The following is a 20,697-nucleotide window of genomic DNA, read 5'->3' on the forward strand; positions in this document are numbered from 1 at the left end:
GATGATCGTCCGGCGCTGTCAGGGGGACGATCTCCCGGTGTGCCTCCACCTACCGTGTGACGTCGACTTCAGTCTCATAGGGGAGAAGACGTGCGTCGACGTAGAGAACGAGCGATGTGGCTGACCGTGGGGATCGCCGCCGGGCTGGTCGCCGGTGGAGCCGGGGTGGCGGTCGCGGTGGCGGACGACACGCAGATCACGGCGTGTGTGGGTGTCGACGGGGTACTCCGGGTGCCGGGGCGGATCGAGCAGACGATGCTACGGCCGGTGCCGACCGCGTCGCCCACCACGGGCGCCTGCCCGTCGGGCTACCAGCAGATCACCTGGAACAAGACCGGGCCCACCGGCGCGACCGGTGATACCGGGCCAGCAGGTGCTCCCGGTCAGCAGGGCGCCACCGGGCCGGAGGGGCTCACCGGTGCGCAGGGCGTTCCGGGGGCGAAGGGCGAGCCAGGGCCCCAGGGCATTCCCGGCGCAAAAGGCGAGCCGGGCGCGCAGGGCGTTCCGGGCGTGAAGGGCGACCCGGGGCCGCAGGGTGAGCGGGGGGCTGCCGGCGCCGATGGGGTCGCGGGGCTGCAGAAGGTCGTCGTGACCAAGGAGTACGCGGCCAGCACCGCCGGCACGACGAACGTCAACTGCCCGGCGGGCAAGGTCATGCTGGACTCGGACTTCCAGGTCGCGGCCCAGAACGTGCCGCTGCTCAACCCCCACTCGGTCGCCTGGTCGCGGCCCTTCTCGCAGGCGGGCGGGCCGTTGAACGACTCGGTGAACGTGGTGTTCCCGTACAACAACACGAACGGCAAGGTGACGTTGACCATCACGCTGCTCTGCGGCAAGGGCTGAGCGACAGACATATCGCTTATTGGTTAGTTTGACGGCTGTGATCAGAGGTGGAGCATGTACGCGTACACCCAAGATCGCAGCCGTCAGGCGGCTTCTCCGCCTGATATGGAACGGTCCTCGCCTCAGGCGAGGTCCCACCTGCGGCGCCTGACCACCAAGGAGAAGCAGTGATCAAGCGCAGCCGCAGCAAGGACAGGAAGAAGTCGACCCCCCAGACAGACGACAGGGGCACCGAGGACAGCCAGCTCACCGTCAACAAACGCGACAACACCGAGCCCAACCCCAACGACCTGGTCATCTCCAACCAGAACGGGCCGGAGCAGTCCGAGATATCCCAGCTGGGCGATGAGATCCAGATCCTCAGCCTCGGCGGCGAACAGCGGAGACGGCCCGACTACATCGGCGGGAACTCGGGTGTGGTCGCGACCATCGACTACACCGGCGTGCACAAGGCGATCCAGAATGACAGCCACGCCATCTACATCCAGAACGTCTACTTCGCCGTCGGCGGCGACCACCCCCATTTCGGCGAGTGGGCGATGCGGAAGCTCGATCCCACCCAGATCACCTGGCTGATGCACGCGCTCACCGTGTACGCGCACAACATCGGCAAGCTGAAGGCGCTCGGCCTGGACGGGAAGATCGTCGTGGCTAACCTGGTCGGGATGATCGCCAAAGCCAGGAACCCGGCCGTCCCCGGTGACGAGAACGGCGCGTTCGAGCAGGAGGTGGTGCTGCGCGGCGGGTGGATGGCGGCGCAGTTACTCAGCCGGGATCGGCCCGATGGAGATGTCGTACAGGGGCTTCGATCGATCTACTTCCCGGGCCGGACCATCGTCGGCAGCGACGAGTCCACGATCGGGCCGCTCGACGAGAAGCGGCTGCGCGTGGCCATGAAGAAGGAGATCGGCGACGTCCTCGACCGGTTCTCCGCCCAGTGGATCGCGCCCCACGGCAAGAAACTCGTCCCGGTCGACTTCCCGGAGTTGAAGGGGGTGGCCGACCTGCTGCAGAAGTTCGTGGCCGACCGGATGTGGGTCTTCGTGCTGGCGAACACGCAGAGCCCCCTGCACTTCGATTTCCGCTACGCCGACAGCCTGCGCAGCACCCACGAGAAGCAGATCACCCACGCCGGGCTGATGAACTGGATGCGCAACCGGGGCGATCTCATCGGCTGGAGCGACGACTACGGCGCCCCGTTCACCGGCGCCAACTACGACCCCTCGCGTGACAACGGGGTGCTGGAGTCGATCTACGAGGAGATGCTGAAGGACGAGGAGGTCGCCGGGAAGGTCGGGTTGCTGCTGTCGAACACGGCCTCGCACAGCCACGAGACCGAGACGATCAGCGTGCCGCCGTTCTATCCGAACCCTGAGGTGACGTCCCAGGGCAACTGGCGGTGGCGGCTGGCCCGCACGATCATCCACGAGTTCCTGCACCGCGTCACCCATCCCGGCTTCACCCTGACGGCCCAGGGCATCGGCAACAAACAGGTCCTCATCGAGGGCTTCACCGACATGATCACCAAGGACCTCTTCCTGGTGCTCGCGAAAGCGATCAAGAACGACGAGGATTTCGGCCGGAAGATCCTCGGCATGGACCCGCCCTTCCCCGAGCCCCACTCCGAATACGTCAAGACGGGCTACGGCAAGGCCGGGAAGCACGCCGAGTTCATCAAATCGAAGGTCGGCCCCGCCAACTGCTACCTCGCCTACTTCCTGGGCGACACCTCTTTCATCGGCCTGCCCCAAAACAAGTGAAGGACGGCCATCGATGCTCACCAAGACCAAACGCGGCTCCTCGGGCGACGACCCCGGTCTCGCCGAGCTGCTGCGTGGCGGTGCCGAATCGGCGTTCCGGTCGCTGGAGACCACGCTGCTCGGCGACGGCGGGCCGTTCGGTTCGCGCTGGAGCACGGTCGCCCAGCTGACCCTGCCCGAGCAGGCCTGGCTGCTCCACGCGCTCCACCTGCTCACCCAGAACCCGGCCGACTACCAGCGGCTGCCCGCGGTGGCCCGGCTCATCGGCCACGCCGGCCGCCACACCGCCGAGCCTGGTGACGGCGCGTTCGAACGCGAGGTGCTGGCCGTCAGCGGCTGGACCGAGGCGGTCTTCCCCGCCACGCTCACCCTGCCCGAGCCCGTCGAGATGTCCGTCGAACCGGCCGACGACGCGTGGGTGTCGGAGGAGGTCGACCGGCGTCTCGCCGCGGCCCCCGGCACGTTCCTCGATCCGGTCGACGCCGCCGACCTGGGCACGGCGATCCAGGCCGAACTCCGGGCGCGGTTCCCCGGCGCCCGTTACGAGGGCCCGCTCTACGACGGCTACGACCTGTCCTCCCGCGTCCGCGACTCCGTCGGGCTGCCCGACGACGACGCGGCCCAGGCGGCCTACGTGACGATGCTCGGCGGTGACCCCGCCATCCTCCAAACCGACCGTGACCTGGCCGGACGCGTGAAGACACTGATCTCCCGCGACGCCTCCCACGGCCCGGGGCGGGAGGTGTTCGTACCGGCGGCGGAGAAGAGCTTGCTGACCCACGCCTTCCTGCACCTGCTCGCCCACCCGGAATTCCGCGAACGCGCGGGCCGACTGGAGGAGGATCTGGTCGCCCTGTTCACCGCCGAATACGGCGCGGGCGAGGCGCCCGCCGAAGGTCCGGCGGTGGCGCTGGCGGAGGAACTCGGGTCCGACCGGCTGAAGGTCGCGTTCTTCTTCGGCCGGACCGAATACCTCGGCCTCTAGCTGGGATCCTCGTGGCGGTGTGGGGATTTCCACGGGAGTCCGGCGTCCTCGATGGCCACGTACACCTTCGCCGCCAGTTCCTTCGGAGTGCCCGCCACCGGCGTGTTCTCGATCACCGACCGGACGATCCTGGCGCGGCTCTGGGTGAAGCTGTCGTCCGTCGGGGCGCCGGGCATGTTGTGCTTGGGCTCCTCCGCCCACCCCACGAAGTAGGCCACCCGGGAGTAGAAGGGGCTCATGTTCATCTCGCCCTCGCCGGTCGGGACGCCGTCCCTGACCTTGGCCAGGAGCCTGCTTCCGACGATATCGGAGCGGTCGCCGGGGTCGTCGCCGACGAGGTAGTAGAGCACCAGCTTGTCGTATTTGGGCGGGTCGTCGGTCTTGGTGGACTGGAGGAGCACCTTGAACTTGACGAAACTGGCGCCGATCTCCTCGTCGGCGAAGACCAGGGACAACTTCCTGGCCAGGAGCAGGGCGGTCTGCTGTGACCGCACGTTGACGACCAGACGCCGCATCCGCCGGTGGAGGTCGGCGTCTTTGAAGAAGACGACGGTGTTCATCACATGGAGGTAGTCGCCCAGAATGAGCGCGGTCTTCAGGTCGCCCTCGTACTCCTGGGGCGCGCAGAAGTAGATGGTGCTCTGGACGCCGAGGTCGACGAACTCCACGACCTCGGCGGGGTCGATGGGCGTGGCCAGATAGGTCTGGTCGGTCAGGTCGGCGCTCATCAGGCCGTAGACCCGCTGGGGGTCGCGGTCCGGCCGGAGCGTTCCGGTCTGCGAGTCGTAGAAGTACTCCCACAGGGTGTTGAAGAAGTCGAGGTCGCGCAGGTAGTTGAGCTTCACCCGCATCTCGTCGTCGAGCGAACCGCGAGGGGAGCGCGCCCGTGCCGAGGTCAGCGTGGGGCGGGTCGTGGTCGTCGTGATCTGGGGCACCGTCTCGATGGGGGCGACGTCGGTGTCGAAGCCGATGTCGAAATCGACGTCGAGGCCGAGGGTGAACTCGTCGATCGGGCCGCCGTCGGCGTCGGAGGAGAGGTCCCTTTCGAGATCGGGGTCGATGTCGAACTCGATGTCCGTGGGGATGTCCACGGGGATTCTGGGCGCCGGGCGACGCTGGAAGAAGTCACGGGCGGGGCCGTCGACGGCGGGGGCCGGAACGATGCGGTTCCACGCGACTTGGTTGGCCGGAGCCTGGACCGGCGGGCCCTGGGTGGGACGCGTCGGGGTCGTCGTCTGCGTGGGGGTCGGGGCCTTCTGCTTCTTCTTCGACTTCTTCTTGTTGAACACGCAGGTCCAGCTTTCTTCTAGTCGAGACCGACGAACTCGACGCGGCCGAGGTAGTAGGCCGCCTTCACCTGGTCGGCCCCGGCCAGGTCGCGGATCTCGGCGGCGGACCCGTGAACGGTCCACACGTGATCGGGCACGAGGACGCCCAGGAGGTCGGCGGTGAGCAGGTCGGCGATCCCCTCCGCCAGGAGCGGGCCGTCGGCCGCGGTTTCGATCGCCTCGGTGAAGGCGGGGTGGGCCAGGACGTGGACGAACTCGTGCACCATCACCGCGTGGAGGTGGGGCCGCCACGACTCCCTCGGCCCCCACGCTTCGGTGGGCACGTGGGCCGGCAAGTGGACGTAGGTGCGCTCCCCCGCCTCATGGGACGGCGAGTGCCCGAGCAGGAGGCCGGCCAGGTCGTCGAGTTCGGGGTCGTCGGCGAGCCATTCGTCGAGCAGGTCGTCGAGGATCTCCCGGTGATCAGGCCGGGCGTGGTCGTATCCGGCCGCATAGAGAGCGTCGGCCAGGTGGACGCGCCGCCGCAGGAAGGCCAGCCGGGTGTCCTCGTCGTCGTCGGCCGCCCGGGCGTCGAGGACGCTCGCGGCGTAGTCGAAGCCGTCGTACAGCGGGCCCGCGACGTGGGCCGAGGGGAACGACGGCCCCTGGTCGCGGACGAACCCCTGGATGGACGCGGCGACCGACTCCATCCACGACAGGTCCTCCGGTTCGGACGAGGCGCCCCACCAGAGCGCCTCCCCGGCCAGTTCGGCCTTCAGCCCCGGCAGCACCGACGTGGTCAGCGCGGTCGCGTCGAACGCCCCACCGGCCGTGGATCGGCCGTGGATCTCCGCCAGCCGGGTCAGCGCGGCGGGGCCGGGCAGGGCGAGGGAGGACGGGAGGGCCGCCTCCAGCCAGCCGCTGACCGACATGACCTCCTCCTCGAAGCGCGGCGCGCCCGGTTCGAAGCGCCGCCACCGGGCCCGGTCGACGATCAGGGAGGCCGCACGGGGGCCGGAGAAGCCGGGACCGGCGTTGTCGGCGTTGCGGGCCAGCAGGTCGAGGCCGTGCACGACCCACCGCTGCTGCGCCGGGTCGGCGTCCGCCACGTCGCCCCAGCGGGACGGGTAGCCGGGGTCGTCGTCCCCGCGGACCAGCGACTCCAGGTCGCGGAACAGCTGCTCGACGTCCCCGGTGGCGAGCCGGTCGTCGAGCGTGGGGCCCTCCGCGAACGCGTCGCGCTTGGTCTTCCTGAGGCTCACAGGACCTCCATCTCCTCGGTCTTCTTCTCCTTCTTCTTCTTCTCCACGCCGATGTACCTCGTGGCCCCGAGGAAGTAGGCCGCCTCGACGTTGTCCCACCCGACCTCTTCGAGGATCTGCATCGCCTTGGTTCCCGCGCTGCGGTAGCCCACATCGAACAGACCCTCGGGCGGCGCCGCGTAGGGCTGGCCGCCCAGGACGATACGGGTGAGGTTCGGAACCCTGCGCACGACGTCGACGAACCTGCGGAACATCATGGCGGTGAGCATGTCGGTGACGCCCTCGATCATGACCTGCCGCTGGTCGATGCTCCTCGCCACCTTCCTGAACTGCGGGTGCGTGAGGAAGTGCATGAACTCGTGCAGGAGGGTGCGGGACTGCTTCCAGTACTCGTCGGTCTTCTTCGCCTGCGTCGAGATGAAGGGCTGGACGTAGATGGTGCCCTCGCCGGGACTGTGCGCCCCGTTCGTCCGGACCGCCCTGACCACCTTCTTCTTGATCGCACCGGCTTTGACCATCTCGTCCAGGATCGCGTCCCGGGCCTCGACGTCTTCGGGGCGTCCGGGGTCATAGCTCGCCTTTTGGTACACGGCCAGGGTCTTGTCGTTGCCGACGACGTCCGAGCGGTTCTTCAGGAAGTTCTTCAGCGCCGCCGGGCCCACAGCCCGGCTCGTGGTGCTGGCGATCTTGTCGGAGTATTTGAACCCGGAGTGGTAGGGGCTTTCGTGGTGCGCCAGGACGAACTTGCCGAAGCCCATTTCCACGACGTCCTGGATGACGTCCGCGACCCGCCCGATGGCCTGGATGGAGCGTTCTTCGACGTGCACCCAGGCCCCGTTGTGATCGTCGAGGAGCTTGTCGAGACTGTCCCACAGCTGCTCGCGGAGCACGTCCTTGTCGAGAGGTCCGATGTCGGGCACCTCGGGAGTGGTGGTCGTGGTCGTGGTCGTGGCGCGAGGTTTCGAGAAGTAGATGCTCTGCAGCTTCTGCAGTGATTCCGGTGAGGGTTGCTTCAGAGTCGCGAGGAGGACCCCCCTGGTCCATCCGCTGACCTGGAGCGCCTGCTTCTCCAGCTGCCTGCTCGGGACGTCGAAGGACTTCCGGCCCGGCTTCGTGGCCTCCTTGAGGAGACGCGGGATGACCGGGCCGAGTTGCATGCCCGATTCGGTCATGGCCTCGGCGTTCTCCGAGAAGACGCACACCGCGCGCATGAGCCAGGTGACGGCACCGGGATCGCTCTTGCCGTGCTGCGCCACGAAGGCGGTGCCGCTGTCGGCGTCGGTGTCGCTCAGCAGCTTGAGCCGCGCATCGATGAAGGCGCCTTCACCGCCCTTCCTGACCGTGCCCAGGCCGGGGTAGGTGAAGGTCAGCCCTTCCGTGACCGGGTCGGGAGGATCGACCGTGGTGTCGGTGGGTTCGGTCGCCTGTTTCTTGCGGGCCACCTCCGTCTCGGTGTTGTCGGCCTCTTTTCGTTTCGTTCCCGTGAGCGGCTTCTTGGGTGGAGCCGTCTTCGTGCCGGTCCCGGTGGAGAGGCGGGCGGGTGTGGTCTTCGTGGCGGTGGACTTGCCGGGGGCCGCCGTGGGAGGGGTGGACTTCCGCTGCGGCGGCGGGGATGTCGTCGACGTCGTCGACGAGCTCGGCTGGACATTCTGGACCGAGCTCGTCTTCTGCTGCTTCTTCGTCCTCTTCTTCACGTCCGGCCTCGATCAGATCGCGCGGTACGTCAGGATGAGCCCCACGTTGATCAGGGCTTCGCGGTCGCCGTCGGCGGTGAAGGTCAGTTCCTCGGCCCGCAGGCCGGGGATGCGGAGCATGGTCCCGTCGTTGACGACCTGGCCGCCACGCAGGAGCCGGGCCGAACCCCAGTCGGCCAGTTCGTAGCGGGCGTACAGGCCGGTGAGCTGGACGCCGACGATGTCGGGGAACATCTCCGGCGACAGCGGCAGCACCAGGTCACCGCCACCGGCGAAGGCCTCCCACTCGGTCACGAACTCCCCGGCGACGTCGACGTAGCGGGCGGCGGCATACGGCTTGCGCATGCCCCTGACCGCGTTGGCGAAGACGTCGCCGCCCTGCTCGGCGGTGTACTTGACCAGCAGCGTCACGTCGAACAGGTCCCACGGGCGGCGCCCGGTGACCTCCATCCTCCACGTCGAGACCGCGCCGGTGCCCTCGAAGGGGAGGTAGCGCTCGTCGTCGAAGCGGAGCTCGAACAGGCCGTTGTTGTCACGGTGCTGCTCGGTGTCCGACAGGGCGATCTGCTGGGACGGCCGCCAGTCGGAGCGGATCGAGGCGGGCAGGTCGCCCTTGCCGTCCATCAGGTAGCGGACGGCCTTCGGGTCGGGGGTGAGCACCGTCTTGTGCCCGGTCTGGGTGAGCACGGCGTTCACCTCCAGCGGCCCTTCGGGGCCGTCGAAGACGATGGAGACGGTCTTGATCCGGCGCTTGTAGTGGCCGGGGAAGTCCCGGTCGAACAGCGCCTCGGTGAGGGCGAACTCGCAGCGGCCGTCGTTCTTCAGGTTGAGCACGGCCAGCGGGTCGACCTGGAGCAGCGAGATCCGCTTGGTGATCTCGAAGCCCCGGCCGTCGTTGGACACGTACGCGTGGCCGAGGCGTTCGAGGTCGACGCCGAGGGCCTCGCCGGCGAGCAGGCCCGAGCGGCGGCTCTCCCAGTAGACCGGCTGGACGAACGAGTCGCTCACGCCCTGTTCGTACTGGTAGGCGCGTTCGGCCGCCTTGGCGATGTCGTGCGCGAGGCCGTAGCTGGCGAAGTACATCTGGGCCAGGCGGCCGGCCTTCCACTGGTAGAGCTCGGCGTTGGTGAACTTGCCGGTGAGGAAGGTGGCGACCGCCTCCAGGTCGGAGATCTCCTGGTCGATGATCTCCAGTTCGCGCTGGGCCTGGCCGAGCTGGGCCTTGGCCGAGGCGACCTGGTGACCCAGTTCGCGGTAGTCGGCCTTGGCCAGCATGACCTGGTATTTCCACTCGTCCAGCGTGCGTTCGTGTTCGACGCGGGTGCCGTACAGCTCGCCCAGGACGCTGAGGCCCTCGCCGAGGGCCTCGGCCATCTCGGCGCCGCTCTCCATGGCCTTGCCGACCTGCTCGCCGCCGATCATCGTGCCGAAGATGAACGGACCGGCCAGCACCTGCGGCAGGGCGAACGCGATGGCCGCGCCCACCTTGAGGCCCGCGCCGGTGAGGTGCGCAGCGGCGGCGGCCGTCATGATGTCGAGCTGCGACTGCTGGAGCGAGGTCAGGCCGTCGGCGATCTGCTTCTCGTAGTACTTCTGCCGCGCCTCGGTCGCCTCGCGGGAGGCCTCGATCTGGGCGAGGTACTCGGTGGCCACCTCGACCTGGGCCTCGCGCACGGCCCGGGTCATCTGCCGGATGCCGGCCTCCTGCCGGGTCTGCAGGACCGACAGTTCCTCGGAGTCGCGGCGCTCCAGCACGCCGAGCAGTTCGCCGCCGAAGCCGCGCAGCCGGTCGACGAGGTCCTGCGCCTTGCGGTGCAGGAACCCGAACCGGTAGTTCGGCACGGGCCCGGCGAGCCCGGCGCCGACCTGGTCGGGGGTGAGCCCGGCGGCGGCCCCCCTGACCAGCGCCATCACGTCGGCGGGCGGCTCGAACAGCGGCAGCGGGCGGCTGACGCCCAGGATGTCGAGCGAGGCCCTGATCTTGCGCAGCCGGTCTTCGACCCGGTCCCAGTACTCCCCGAGCACGGCGTTGCCGGGGATGTAGAAGTAGCCGTCGCCGATGCTCCGGTGCACCGCCCCCATGCCGTCGAGCAGGCTGCCGCCCGCCGTGACGCGCTCGGCGTAGGGGTCGCCCTCCTCCGCCGGGTCGAGTTCCTTGTACGTCTTCACCGGCGGCAGGTGGCGACGCCCGACGCCCTGCGGCCGGTCGCCGAGGATGTCGTACGCGAGGATGTAGAGCATCCGCGACTCGTCGACCGACTCCATCGTGTACTGCCGGAACAGCAGGTCGCCCCAGTCGAGCAGGTTGTCGACGTAGGCCATCACGACCGCCCGCCGATAGGCGGTGGGCCGCAGTTCGGCGATGGCGTGCGGGTCGAACGGGTCGTCGAGGTAGGTCTTCAGCAGGGCGCCCCGGTCGCCCATGAGGTCGTACTGGCGGCGCAGGCGGGCGATCATGCCGACCTTCTCGCGGAGCCGGCCGTACTGCTCGAACGGCTGCGCCCGGACGGCCAGGCCGTCGAGGAGAGTCAGGTCGTCGGTGGTGCAGGCGCGGACGTGGTCGAAGACCGGGGCGAGCGTCTCCAGGTCGGCCAGCAGCGGCGCCATGTCGACCCCGACCTGGGAGGGCAGGTTGCGCAGGTCGATCCGGCAGCCCTCGACGAGCGCCCGCAGGTCGATCGCGAGGAACGGCAGGAACCGCCAGTAGCGCTCCGGCTCGGTGGGGTCGAAGACGTACTCGTACCAGCGCTTGGCGTCGTCGAACCGCTGCGCCGCGTTGAGCGCCTGGGCGATCAGCATCGGCGCGTGGAAGAAGATCTCCCAGTAGTAGCGGCCGTTGGCGCTCTGGAAGTCGACGTGGCTGCTCACCGGCACGCCCCCGACCTGGTCCTTCACCCTGATGGTGGTGGTGCCGGAGGTCGTCGTGCTGAAGGCGGGCAGTTCGTCGATCTCCTGGGTCTCCGGCGCGAGCAGCGCGGGCACCCCGCCGACCAGCAGCCGCCGGTTCAGCTCGAACGCGGTGCTGGAGGTGAGCCGGACGATCTCGTGCTTCAGCGAGGCCCACTCGATGGGCCGCTGGAGCACACCCGTCTTCGAGTTGCTCTGGAAGTTCGGGCCGAGGAAGAAGACGAGTTCGGCGTCGGCGTCCATCGCGCCGTTGTAGGTGTTGGTGAAGTCGGGCGGCAGCGAGCGCCAGTTGCCCTCGATCGGGATGAAGTCCTTGATCGTGGTGAGCTCCTGGGTGGCCGGGATCACCGTGTACGTCTCCCCGGCGAAGACGTAGCGCTGGGTGCCGCGCCGGAAGGTGGCGTCGATCCGCTGCGGCAGCGTCTTCGGGTAACCGGCGTCGGCGGCGGCCGGGATGTCGTTGCCGCTCATCGTGTAGCGGAACAGGTCCAGGCCGCTGACCAGGTAGAGCAGGTCACCGTCGACGTAGGCGGCGTCGACCGGCGCGCCCAGGTTGAGGCCGGTCGAGACGCGGCCGAGCGCCCGGGTCTGCCGGGGGGTGGCCTCAGTGCCGACGGTGTAGGTGTCGTCGCCGAAGTACCAGGGCGTGCCGCGCATGTCGATCGCCGACCGGAGCTTGCCCGCGGGCAGGTGGTCGGGGTTGTCCTTGAGATCGCGCGGATAGTCCTTGTCGGGCGCGGTCTGGCCTGCGTCGGAGTACTTCGAGTAGGTGCCGTCGAAGATCAGGAACAGGGTCGTGCCCCGCGTGAGGGTGGCCTGCACCCGCGACTTGGTGCCCCACCGGTTGGCCACCTTGGCGGTCCCGGACAGCGCGCCCGAGTCGAGGTCGCGCGTGATCAGGTCGGAGCCGTTGATGAAGTACTCGGTCCGCCCGATCGTGAATGCCGCGTTGACCGACTGCCACTTGGGCAGGTCGTCGGGGTTGGTGCGGATCGCCTTCGGATAGCCGAGATCCATCCGGTTCGGGTTGCCGGTGAAGCGGTAGTACTCGCCGCCGGTGAACACGAACGTCTGGTCGCCGCGCACCAGGACCGCGTCGACCCGGCCGGTGCGGGCCAGTTCGGAGTCGGCGACGTTGCCCCACTTGCTCGCGATCGGCTCGGTGGTGGTGCGGATCGGGCCGGTGGGCTTGATGACGACGAAGTCGGCGTCGTTGAAGTAGTAGCGGGAGTCGTTGCGCTGGAAGCCTGCGTCGATCTTCGCCCACTGCGCGGCGCCGGTCCGGTCGCCGCCCTGGCCGGGCAGCCGGTGGGTGTTCTCCTTCAGCGGCAGGACCGGTGCGTCCTCGCCCGGGTCGGCGATGATCGGGCGGACCAGGAAGCTGCCGCCCTTGTGGTCGACGCTGAACCAGGGCCCGTCGGTCGACTCGGCCGGCATGTTGAACCGCACCACGCCGCCGACCGGCTCGGCGAACACCTTGCCGACGTCGATCAGGCGGGGCTGGGCGGCGGGGGCGGCGATCGGGATGGCGTACAGCTCGGGAGTGAGCGCGTGGGCGGTGGTGAACCGGCCGCCCGCCGCCAGGTAGGTCGCGGCGACCACGATCGAGTCGTGCACGCCCGCGCCCGGGACGGTCGCCGAGGCCTGGACCGAGAGCGACTCGATGAAGATCGTGCCGTCGTGCAGCCCGCCCGGCGGGAGCGTCTGCGGCGCGACCCACTCACGGTTGAGGTTCTGGAAGGAGTAGAAGACCCGGACCCGTTTCTTGGGCGGCGGCGCCGAGACGTTCTGCTTGTCGCCGTCGGTCTGCGCGGTGATCACGGTCTTGCCGGTGTCTTCCGGGGCGACCGACTCGACGACCGTCCAGAAGACGAAGACCCGGCCGAAGGCGTGCACGGGGTGCACCAGTGTGGCGTCGATCTGCACGTCGACGCGGGCCCACGGCTCCCAGCTCGCCGACAGGCGCTCGCCGTCGCGGAACTCCGCCTCGCGGAAGTACCACCGGCGCGGTTCGGTGCGGGTGCGGCCGAACAGCACGAGCTGGCGGGTGCCCTCGGGGTCGTCGTCGGCCCGGTAGACGTAGGCCCCGGCGATGGTCAGGCGGCTGACCTCGGTGTACTCGTCGAGGTAGCGCTTGTAGGCGCGCTGCACCGACTCGGCGGTGATCTCGCCCTGGAGGAGGTCGTCCTCCAGTTCCTTGAACGCCGGGGTCTTGGTGTCGCGCAGCTCGGGCCGGATGTAGTTCTCGGGGTAGAGGAAGACCTTCCGGTTGGCCTCCCAGATCCGGTAGTTCTTCAGCCACGCCCACCAGGTGCGCAGCTTCGGCTTGACGTCCTCATCGGAATCGAGCTCTTCGAGGTCGAGCAGGTAGCGGTGCAGGTAGAGCTGGGTGGCCGCGATGGCCTCCCGCACCCGGGAGGTGACGCCCTCCTTGCCCATCTCGACGTCGATGAGAGCGTGCTCGTAGATCTCGGCGGCGTCGGCCAGCTCGGGGTGCAGGTGGAGCACGGCCGGGACCAGCGCGTTGCGCTTCAGCACGTTGAGGTCATTGTGCGCGAGCGGCACGAGTGCCTCGGGCAGCAGCGCCTCAAGGGTGTCGGCGGTGGCGCCGTGCAGCTTCGACGGCCCGGCGCCCATCTTCCCTGCCGCCTTGAACAGGCGGACCAGCTTGAGCAGGAACTCGATCTCGAACCGCTCGTCTTCGACCGGGAACTCGGTGATCAGACCCGCGTTGCGCTTGGCCCAGCGCAGTTCCTCGACGTCCCAGGGGAAGATCTCGGTCAGTTTCTCGTACGGCTCCTGCGCGCCCTTGGCCAGCAGTTCCGCCAGGCCGCTGTGGCGGCGGGTCAGGTCGGCGAACTCGGTGATCGTGTAGACGTCCGAGAGGCGGTAGTCGGCGGCGTCCGACCAGCGGTGGCGGAAGAGCTGCGGGAAGGTGCGGTCGACCACGTCGAGGCGGCCGGTGTAGCGCACGTACAGGTTGTCCTTGACGAGATAGGTCGCCTCGCCCAGCGTGAAGGCGCCCGTGACGGCGTTCTCGAAATCGCGGTGCAGGTCGCCGAAGTCGTCGCGGATCGTCCTCGGGTAGCCCTCTTCCACATACTTGAGGTCGGTGGCCGAGTAGCGGGCGTACTGGCCGCCCCGGAAGGCGTAGAGCTCGCCCTTGGCCGAGACGAACGCGGCGTCGATGGTCGTGCCGTCGGCGAAGTCGTTGCGGATGCGGCCGAACGTCGCGCTCACGTCGCCCAGCACGCCGTCGGCGGTGAACTTGGCGCCCTTGAAGAAGTAGACCTTGTTCTCCCGCAGGAACGCGGCGTCCACCCCGTCTTCGAACTCGACCGGGATCGCGCCCCAGTCGTCTTCGATCGTGCGCGGGTAGCCCTCGTCGACGTAGAGGTAGTCGGCGCCGGTGTAGCGGACGTACTGGTCGCCGGAGAACAGGAAGGTGTACTGGTCGCGGACCAGGGCCGCGTCGACCTTCTGCCGGTCGGCGACCGTGTTGCGGACCCTGCCGAGCAGCCCGATCGGATACGTCGCGGTCAGCGACGCCGACACCGCGAACACGGTGTCTCCGACGACCAGGTGGGCGGTCCGCCCGTTGGCCACGGCCGCGGTGACCTTCTTGTCCAGGACCGCGTCGTCGAACGCCTCGGGCAGCCCGGCGAACGCGGTCTCCCGGCGCAGCTCGACCGAGATCGGCTTCGGGTAGCCGGGGTCGGTGTAACGGTAGCCGGTGCCGGTGTAGCGGACGTACTGAGAACCCCCGAACACGAACGTGTGCCCGCCGAAGACCACCGCGGCGTCCACCCGGGAGCCGAACGGGTTCTCCGAACGGCCCCACCGCGACCTGATCTCGGCCGGCGCCGCGAAGGCCCGGTCGGCGTAGCGGGTGAAGGTCTCGGTGAAGAAGAAGTACGTCGCCCCGTCGGCCCCGGTGAACGCCGACGTCAGCCGGTCGCCGGCGGCGACGGAGAAGCCCCGCCAGATGCGCTCGATCGGCCGGGGGTAGGACCACAGGCCGGTCGGCTCGCTGAACTGCACGCAGCGTTCGCCGCTGAGCAGCACCATCGTGTCGCCCTCGAACAGGACCGCGTCGGGCATCGGGAACCCGTCGGGCGCCTTCCAGAACTGCTCGTCGGTCAACGACGGGTAGCCGGGATCGGGGGTGGTGTACGCACCGTCCTCGCCGGTGTAGACGAGGTGCCGCATCATGCCGGAGGCGTCCGGCTTCTCGAACACGTAGGTCTTGTTGTCGCGGAAGTAGGCCAGCGTGACGCTGGTCAGCCCGCCCCAGTGGTCGGCGATCAGCTTCGGCTCGCCGTCGATCACGTCGGCCGCGTCGCCGTAGACGACGAACTGGTCACCGGAGAAGAGGTAGGTGCGGCCGTCCCGGCCGACGAACGCGGCGTCGACCGCGTTGTCCTGGTAGATCGTGTTGCGCGGGCGGCCCCACTCCTCGTCGAGCGGGTAGTCCTTGCCGATGGCCGTGTTGAAGCAGGTCGCGCCCTTGAACAGGTAGACGTTCCCGTCGGCCCCGGTCAGGACGGCGTCCAGACCGCGCTGGTAGTCGGCCGGGACGGTCCGCAGCGCCAGCGGCCGGACCTCCTCGCTGTGGACAGGCCCTTCGAGGGCGTGCTGCCGCCGCCAGCCGGTCGTGGTCTGCACCATGACCGAGCCGTGGTCGACGTAGGCCGCGGTGATGCCGGTGACCGGGTAGGACCGCGTCAGCGAGTCGGAGACGGCGTGCCACTGGTCGCCCCTGAACAGGTAGGCGGTCCGCCCGTCGGCGAACGCGGCGTCGACCCCGTCGAGCTGGACCTTCAGCGCCTGGAGCCGCGGCTCCTTGTTCAGGCTTCCCAGCGCCTTGGGATAGCCGAACTCGATGTGCGAGTAGTCGTGGTCGCGGTAGCGGACGTACTGCGAGCCTGAGAACAGGTAGGTGTGCGTGTGGACCGACTCGACCCCGTCGACCTTCTCGGTGACGTCCATGACCAGGGTCGCGTCGACCCGGCCGGTGCGCTGGATCGTGTTGACGACGTTGCCCCAGAAGTTGGCCGTCGTGGCCGGGTAGCGGTCGTCGACCTCGGTGTAGTCGCCGGTCGAGTAACGCACGTAGTCGGTATCGGAGAAGACGTAGGTCTTGCCGTCCTTGCCGACGAACGCGGCGTCCACGTGGTCGAACGGGATGCTGTCCCAGCGCTCGCGCAGCGGCCTCGCCTCCGACCACCAGCGGTGGCGGCTGTCGAAGACGGTGAACCGGCCGCCGCTGAACAGGCAGGTCTGGTTGTCGCGGCCGGTGAAGACGGCGTCGATCGGGCCGAACGACTCGGGCAGGTTCAGCCAGTTCTCGGCCAGCGGCTTCGGGTAGCCCGCGTCGGGCTTGGTGTAGTCACGGGTGGAGTAGCGCACGTAGAAGGGGGTGTCGTCGCCGTACACCTTGATCCGGTCGCCCGACCGGCGGATGGTCAGCCGGATGTTCCCCTCGGCCACCACCTCCCACTGTGTGACTCCTCCGGGGGAGGCCCCGGTCACGGGCGCGTTGACGCCGACGGTGACGCCGTGGTCCTGGAGGCGGCGGCGCAGCGCGGGTGAGCAGAGGCCGTCGGCCAGGTCGGCCTCGTAGTCGGCGGGCAGGTCGAGGATCAGCCCGACCGGGCCGAACAGGTGGGCGGAGCCGTCCATCACGAACGCGGCGTCCACCCGGTCGAGGCCGCCCCAGTCGCCGCCGATCGCGCGCGGGTAGCCGAGGTCGACGGCCGAGTAGTCGGCCGAGGAGTAGCGGATGTAACGATCGCCGCTGAACAGGTAGGTCTTCCCGTCGAGGCCGACGAACGCGGCGTCGACCCGGCCGCCGGTCAGCGCCTCGTTCGGCACGCCCCAGACGTCGGCGGTCCGCGTCATGGAGCCGCCGGGCAGCGCGACGGTCTTGCCGTCCTTGAACAGGTGGACGGTGTCACCGTGCGCGAACGCGGCCTCCACCGAGCCCTCGAACTCGACCGGCACACCCGGCCACCAGGCCTCGATGCGCTGCGGGTAGCCGTCGGCGACCCGGACCCCGTCGTTCTCCGGGCTGTCGGTGTAGCGGATCACCTGGTTGCCGGCGAACAGCAGATAGCCCTCGTCGTCGGCGTACGCCGCGTCGATCCGGGCGGCGCCGTCGAAGGTGTTGCGGACCCGGCCCCAGCGTTCGGTGATCGGCTGTTCCTTGAAGCCGTCGAAGGCCCGGTCGCCGGAGAAGACGTGGGTGCGGCCGTCGTGGCCGTGGAAGACGGCGTCCACGGCGTCGCGGAACCGCTCGGGGAGCGGGGTCTCGCCCTGCCACCACTCGGCGATCGCCCTCGGGAAGCCCTCGTCGGCCGCGTCGAAGGAACCGGAGTAGCGCAGGTACTGGTCGCCGGTGAACAGGTGGGTGCGGCCCTCGACGTCGACGTAGGCGCCGTCGATCTTCTTGGGGGCGGTGAAGTTGTTCCGTACCGAACCCCAGATCTGGGTCTTCGGGGCCCAGCGGGTCTCGCCCTTCGCCCGGGTGAACGTGTGCGACCTGCCGTCGTCACCCCGGCCGACCAGCCAGTCGACGCCGTCGCGGGTGAAGGCGGCGTCGATCGCGGCCAGTGCGGCGAACCTCGGCGACAGCTCGGTGAGCGGCTTGGACCGCTGGTCGGCCAGCTCGTGAGAGGTCGCGGAGTAGGTCCAGTAGGCACGCCCCCGGAACACGTGGATCAGTCCGTCGAGGCCGGTCAGCAGGGCGTCGAAGCGGTCGACGCCGCGCGGCAGGGCGAGCGGCTCGGGGAACTTCCCGGCCAGGTCCTGGTCGCGGAAGGCGACGGTGACCTCGTCGACGTCGAGCCCGAGCTTGCCCGCCAGCCGGGCGAACCGGCGCAGCCGCCGGTAGACCCGCCGGAAGTCGGGGCCGACGGGACCCTTGACCGCGGGGGCCACCAGCACGTCGAGCGCGCCGGGCGCGACCGCCGCCCCGATGGCCTCGACGACCGTGGTGGACACCCCGAAGACGTCCTGGAGCACGTTCAGCAGCGTGCGGTGCTGGCGTTCGGCCAGCGCGCCGAGGGTGGCGGCGATCTCCACGATCGCGGCGAGCTGCTCCTTGGCGGTGGCGTGCAGCACGAAGAAGACGTCTTTGGCGTAGTCGTCGACGCCCGGCAGGGTGAAGTCGAGCGCGCTGGTGACCTGGCGGAAGTAGCCGAGCCGCTCCTCCGGGACGGCCAGCGACGGGGTCAGGTGCCCGGCCTCGATCAGCATCTCGACCAGCCGGGGCAGCTCGTCGTCGTCGAAGCCGAGCTCGCTGAGGGCGTCCAGGTCGATCCGGTAGGGCGCCTGCGCCCGCGTCAGCGCCGCGACCCGCTCGAAGACGAGCTCCCCGTCTCCGGCGGTGAAGCCCTCGCCCAGGTCGACGGTGCCCTCGGCGTCGTCGAGTTCGTGCCGCAGCTCTTCGAGGACCCGCCCGTCACGGGTGATCGGCCCCTCCAGGCGCAGCACGACGCGAGTGGCCATGGCGTCGTCGGCGAGCGCGGCGAAGTCGTCGGGCTGGATGAGGTGCATCTCGGCCTTGACGGCGGCGAGCTGCGCCTTCATCGCGTCGAGGATGACCCGGCGGAGCGGATAGAACTCCAGCGCGACCCCGAAGTCGGCGACGTCGAGGACCGCGAACGCCGCCTTGTCGGCGAAGCGGCCGCCGGCGTCGAGGAACCCGTTGAAGCGCAGGCTCTGGGTGAGCGCGTCGAGCTGCTCGGCGGTCAGCTTGAGCTCGCCGAACGCGGCGGGGTCGAGCTCGATCTCGGCCTCGGCGAAGGCCAGGACCCTGCTCTTGAGATGGGCCAGCACGGCCGGGGCGACGTCGTCGAGCGTCGCGTTCACCCGGAACTCGCTCACGTTGACCGGCTCGGCGAAGAAGTCGGCGTCGGTGACGTCGCCCTCGTCGCTCAGGTAGCCGTTGTGGATCAGGTTGTCGTAGAGCTCGGCCCGCTCGGCCTCGGTCAGGTCCGGCAGCGCGCCCGCCAGGTCGGACGGGTAGAACGTGCCCGGCAGCCCGGCGATCACGGCGAACAGCCCGTCGCGGTCGGCGGCGAAGTCACCGGCGAGGGTCAGCGCGCCGGGCAGGTCTTCGGTGACGAGCAGCCCGTCGGGCTGGATGACGCCCCGGATCACCAGGTTGGCGAAGATCTTGGCGGTCAGCCGGTCGGCCAGGCCGAGCCCTTCGAAGTCGCCCTTGGCCAGCACCCCGAGGTCGTCGACCGCGTCGTAGGCGGCGGTGGCGACCGTCGCCGGGTCGAGCCGCAGCAGGCGCGGGTCGTGCGGGGAGACCACGCCGTCGGGATAGGCGGCCAGGATCTCGTGGACGACGTGGGCGGCCCGCTCGTCGAACCGGTCGGAGACGAACGTCGCCGGGGTCAGCGCCACACCGGCGAACTGATCGGCGATCGTGGCGATGACCTCGGCCTGCTCCTCCTCCGACTCCGGCGTGGCCGGTTCCCCGAGGATCCCGGTCAGGTCCTCACCCGCGAACCCCCACGTCCGCATCCAGACGACGACCTCGACCACGGTCTGGGCCAGCCAGAGCGAGGAGACCGGGTCGTCGTCGCGTTCGAGCATCCGGTAGACGTCGGCCGACGTCGGCGCGAGCACCGGCAGCACCGGGAAGGTCGAGTGGCGCTCGATGGCGGGGTCGTTCTCCAGCGCGGTCAGCACCGCGAACAGCTCGGCGACCGACAGCCCGAGGTGCCCGGTTAATCGGGCGACCCGGTAGAGGACGACGACCGACGCGCGGCTGATCTCCCGGTCGAACGGGCTCTCCTCCAGGGGGCCGGCGTACAACGCCCGGAATCGCGTGACCGTCTCGACCAGTTCCGGCTCGGCCATATCCATGGAACGTGCCAACTCGCGGCGGAAGGGCCGGTTCTGCGGCGCGAGGATGTCACCGGCCGGGCGCGGCAGTTCGTCGTCGACCGCCTCGGGAAGGGTGCGGGTGGTCAGCGTCTCGACCAGGTCGAACGGCACGTCGTGGGTGCGGTTCAGGTGCACCGCGGCGGCGACCGCGCGCAGCGTCTCGACGTCCAGTGTCGAGGTGAACGCGCCGACCACGCGGTCGAGGTCGATGAACGACAGGCCGGTCTTCTTCGCCAGCCGGATGAAGCGGTGGGCCCGGTCGAGCCAGATGTCGGGCACCGCGCCGCGGTCGTCGCTCAGCACCAGCGTGCGGCCGTCGGGGCCGACCTCGACCACGGCGCCCTGGTGCACGAAGGTGCCCGACAAGGAACGTTCCAGGTCAGGGTCGCCGTAGATCAACTCGGTCAGTTCCTCGCCGGTGAGCGAGGTGGCCGCGAGGAAGCGTTCGACGTCGTGCAGCGCCGAGGTCCGCTCGCCTTCGCGCAGCCCGTAGGCCAAGGCCAGCCCGGCCTCGTCGATGCGCTCGGTGGTGATGACCTTGACGTCATCCTCGGTCAGCCCGAGATAGTCGCGGGTGACCCGGTCGCGGTCGACCTTGGCGGCGAACAGCCGGTAGAACTCGACGGGGTCGACGCCGAGGTGGCGCAGGTAGGTGGTGAAGCGGGCCGCGTCGAGCGAGAACGGCAGCGCGAGCGGGTGCTTGAGGTCTTCCTTGAGCTGCCGGTAGGGATCGGCGCCGACCAGCGCTTCGAGGACCTCGTTGACGATGTCGAGATAGGGCACCGTCGTGGTGGTGTTCTCGTCGTCGAGCTTGATCTTGCCGATGTCGGAGCGGCGGTCCAGCAGAGAGACGTCATGGAAGGTCTCCTGCAGGAAGGTGAGCAGGTCGGTCAGATAGGCCGCGGGCGAATAAACAGAGCGCGCCTCATCTCCCGACCGCAGATCGAGTTCTCCGAAGAGTCGTTCGTAACTCGGGATCGAAGCATCGCTGCGCACGCGGAAAGTCCCCTCCATCGACGGCCCCCGGATCGGCCGCCTCATGCTCGCTGATTGGGCAAAGAAGAGCTATCTACCTAA

At 69.2% G+C, this 20,697-nt stretch carries 7 protein-coding genes; 3 read left to right on the forward strand and 4 right to left on the reverse strand.

Annotated elements, in window-relative coordinates:
• Nucleotides 1-90: 90 nt before the first annotated feature.
• From AW272_RS17415 to AW272_RS17425, 3 genes are all read left to right on the forward strand, one after another.
• On the forward strand, nt 91-843 hold the full coding sequence (locus AW272_RS17415) for a collagen-like protein (RefSeq protein WP_174551827.1): 753 nt from the start codon (nt 91-93) through the stop codon (nt 841-843).
• A 167-nt stretch (nt 844-1,010) separates the two neighbouring features.
• The gene (locus AW272_RS17420) at nt 1,011-2,603 is read left to right on the forward strand and encodes a hypothetical protein (protein WP_066366095.1); all 1,593 of its coding nucleotides are present in this window, start codon (nt 1,011-1,013) and stop codon (nt 2,601-2,603) included.
• A gap of 13 nt (nt 2,604-2,616) precedes the next feature.
• Nucleotides 2,617-3,588 (forward strand): hypothetical protein, encoded by a 972-nt coding sequence (locus AW272_RS17425; RefSeq protein WP_066366097.1) that lies wholly within the window; start codon nt 2,617-2,619, stop codon nt 3,586-3,588.
• Here the strand turns inward: AW272_RS17425 and AW272_RS17430 are convergent.
• Genes AW272_RS17430 through AW272_RS17445 form a run of 4 tightly spaced genes read right to left on the reverse strand, consistent with a single transcriptional unit; the run spans nt 3,585 to nt 20,616 of the window.
• Nucleotides 3,585-4,877, reverse strand: coding sequence for a hypothetical protein (locus tag AW272_RS17430; protein WP_066366100.1), 1,293 nt, complete (start codon nt 4,875-4,877; stop codon nt 3,585-3,587). The genes AW272_RS17425 and AW272_RS17430 overlap by 4 nt on opposite strands.
• Nucleotides 4,878-4,894: 17 nt before the next feature.
• Nucleotides 4,895-6,118, reverse strand: coding sequence for a hypothetical protein (locus AW272_RS17435; protein ID WP_066366102.1), 1,224 nt, complete (start codon nt 6,116-6,118; stop codon nt 4,895-4,897).
• Nucleotides 6,115-7,812, reverse strand: coding sequence for a hypothetical protein (locus tag AW272_RS17440; RefSeq protein ID WP_066366105.1), 1,698 nt, complete (start codon nt 7,810-7,812; stop codon nt 6,115-6,117). The genes AW272_RS17435 and AW272_RS17440 overlap by 4 nt, the downstream gene beginning before the upstream one ends.
• 12 nt (nt 7,813-7,824) lie before the next feature.
• Nucleotides 7,825-20,616: a Tc toxin subunit A-related protein gene (locus AW272_RS17445; RefSeq protein ID WP_066366107.1), complete on the reverse strand. Its 12,792-nt coding sequence runs from the start codon at nt 20,614-20,616 to the stop codon at nt 7,825-7,827.
• Between the last annotated feature and the right edge of the window lie 81 nt (nt 20,617-20,697).

This window comes from Herbidospora mongoliensis (genome assembly GCF_001570545.1).
Classification (GTDB): Bacteria; Actinomycetota; Actinomycetes; order Streptosporangiales; family Streptosporangiaceae; genus Herbidospora; species Herbidospora mongoliensis.

Excerpts from the sequence above, each read along its gene's own strand:
- AW272_RS17425 (WP_066366097.1), top strand. The coding sequence starts at position 2,617 with ATGCTCACCAAGACCAAACGCGGCTCCTCGGGCGACGACCCCGGTCTC.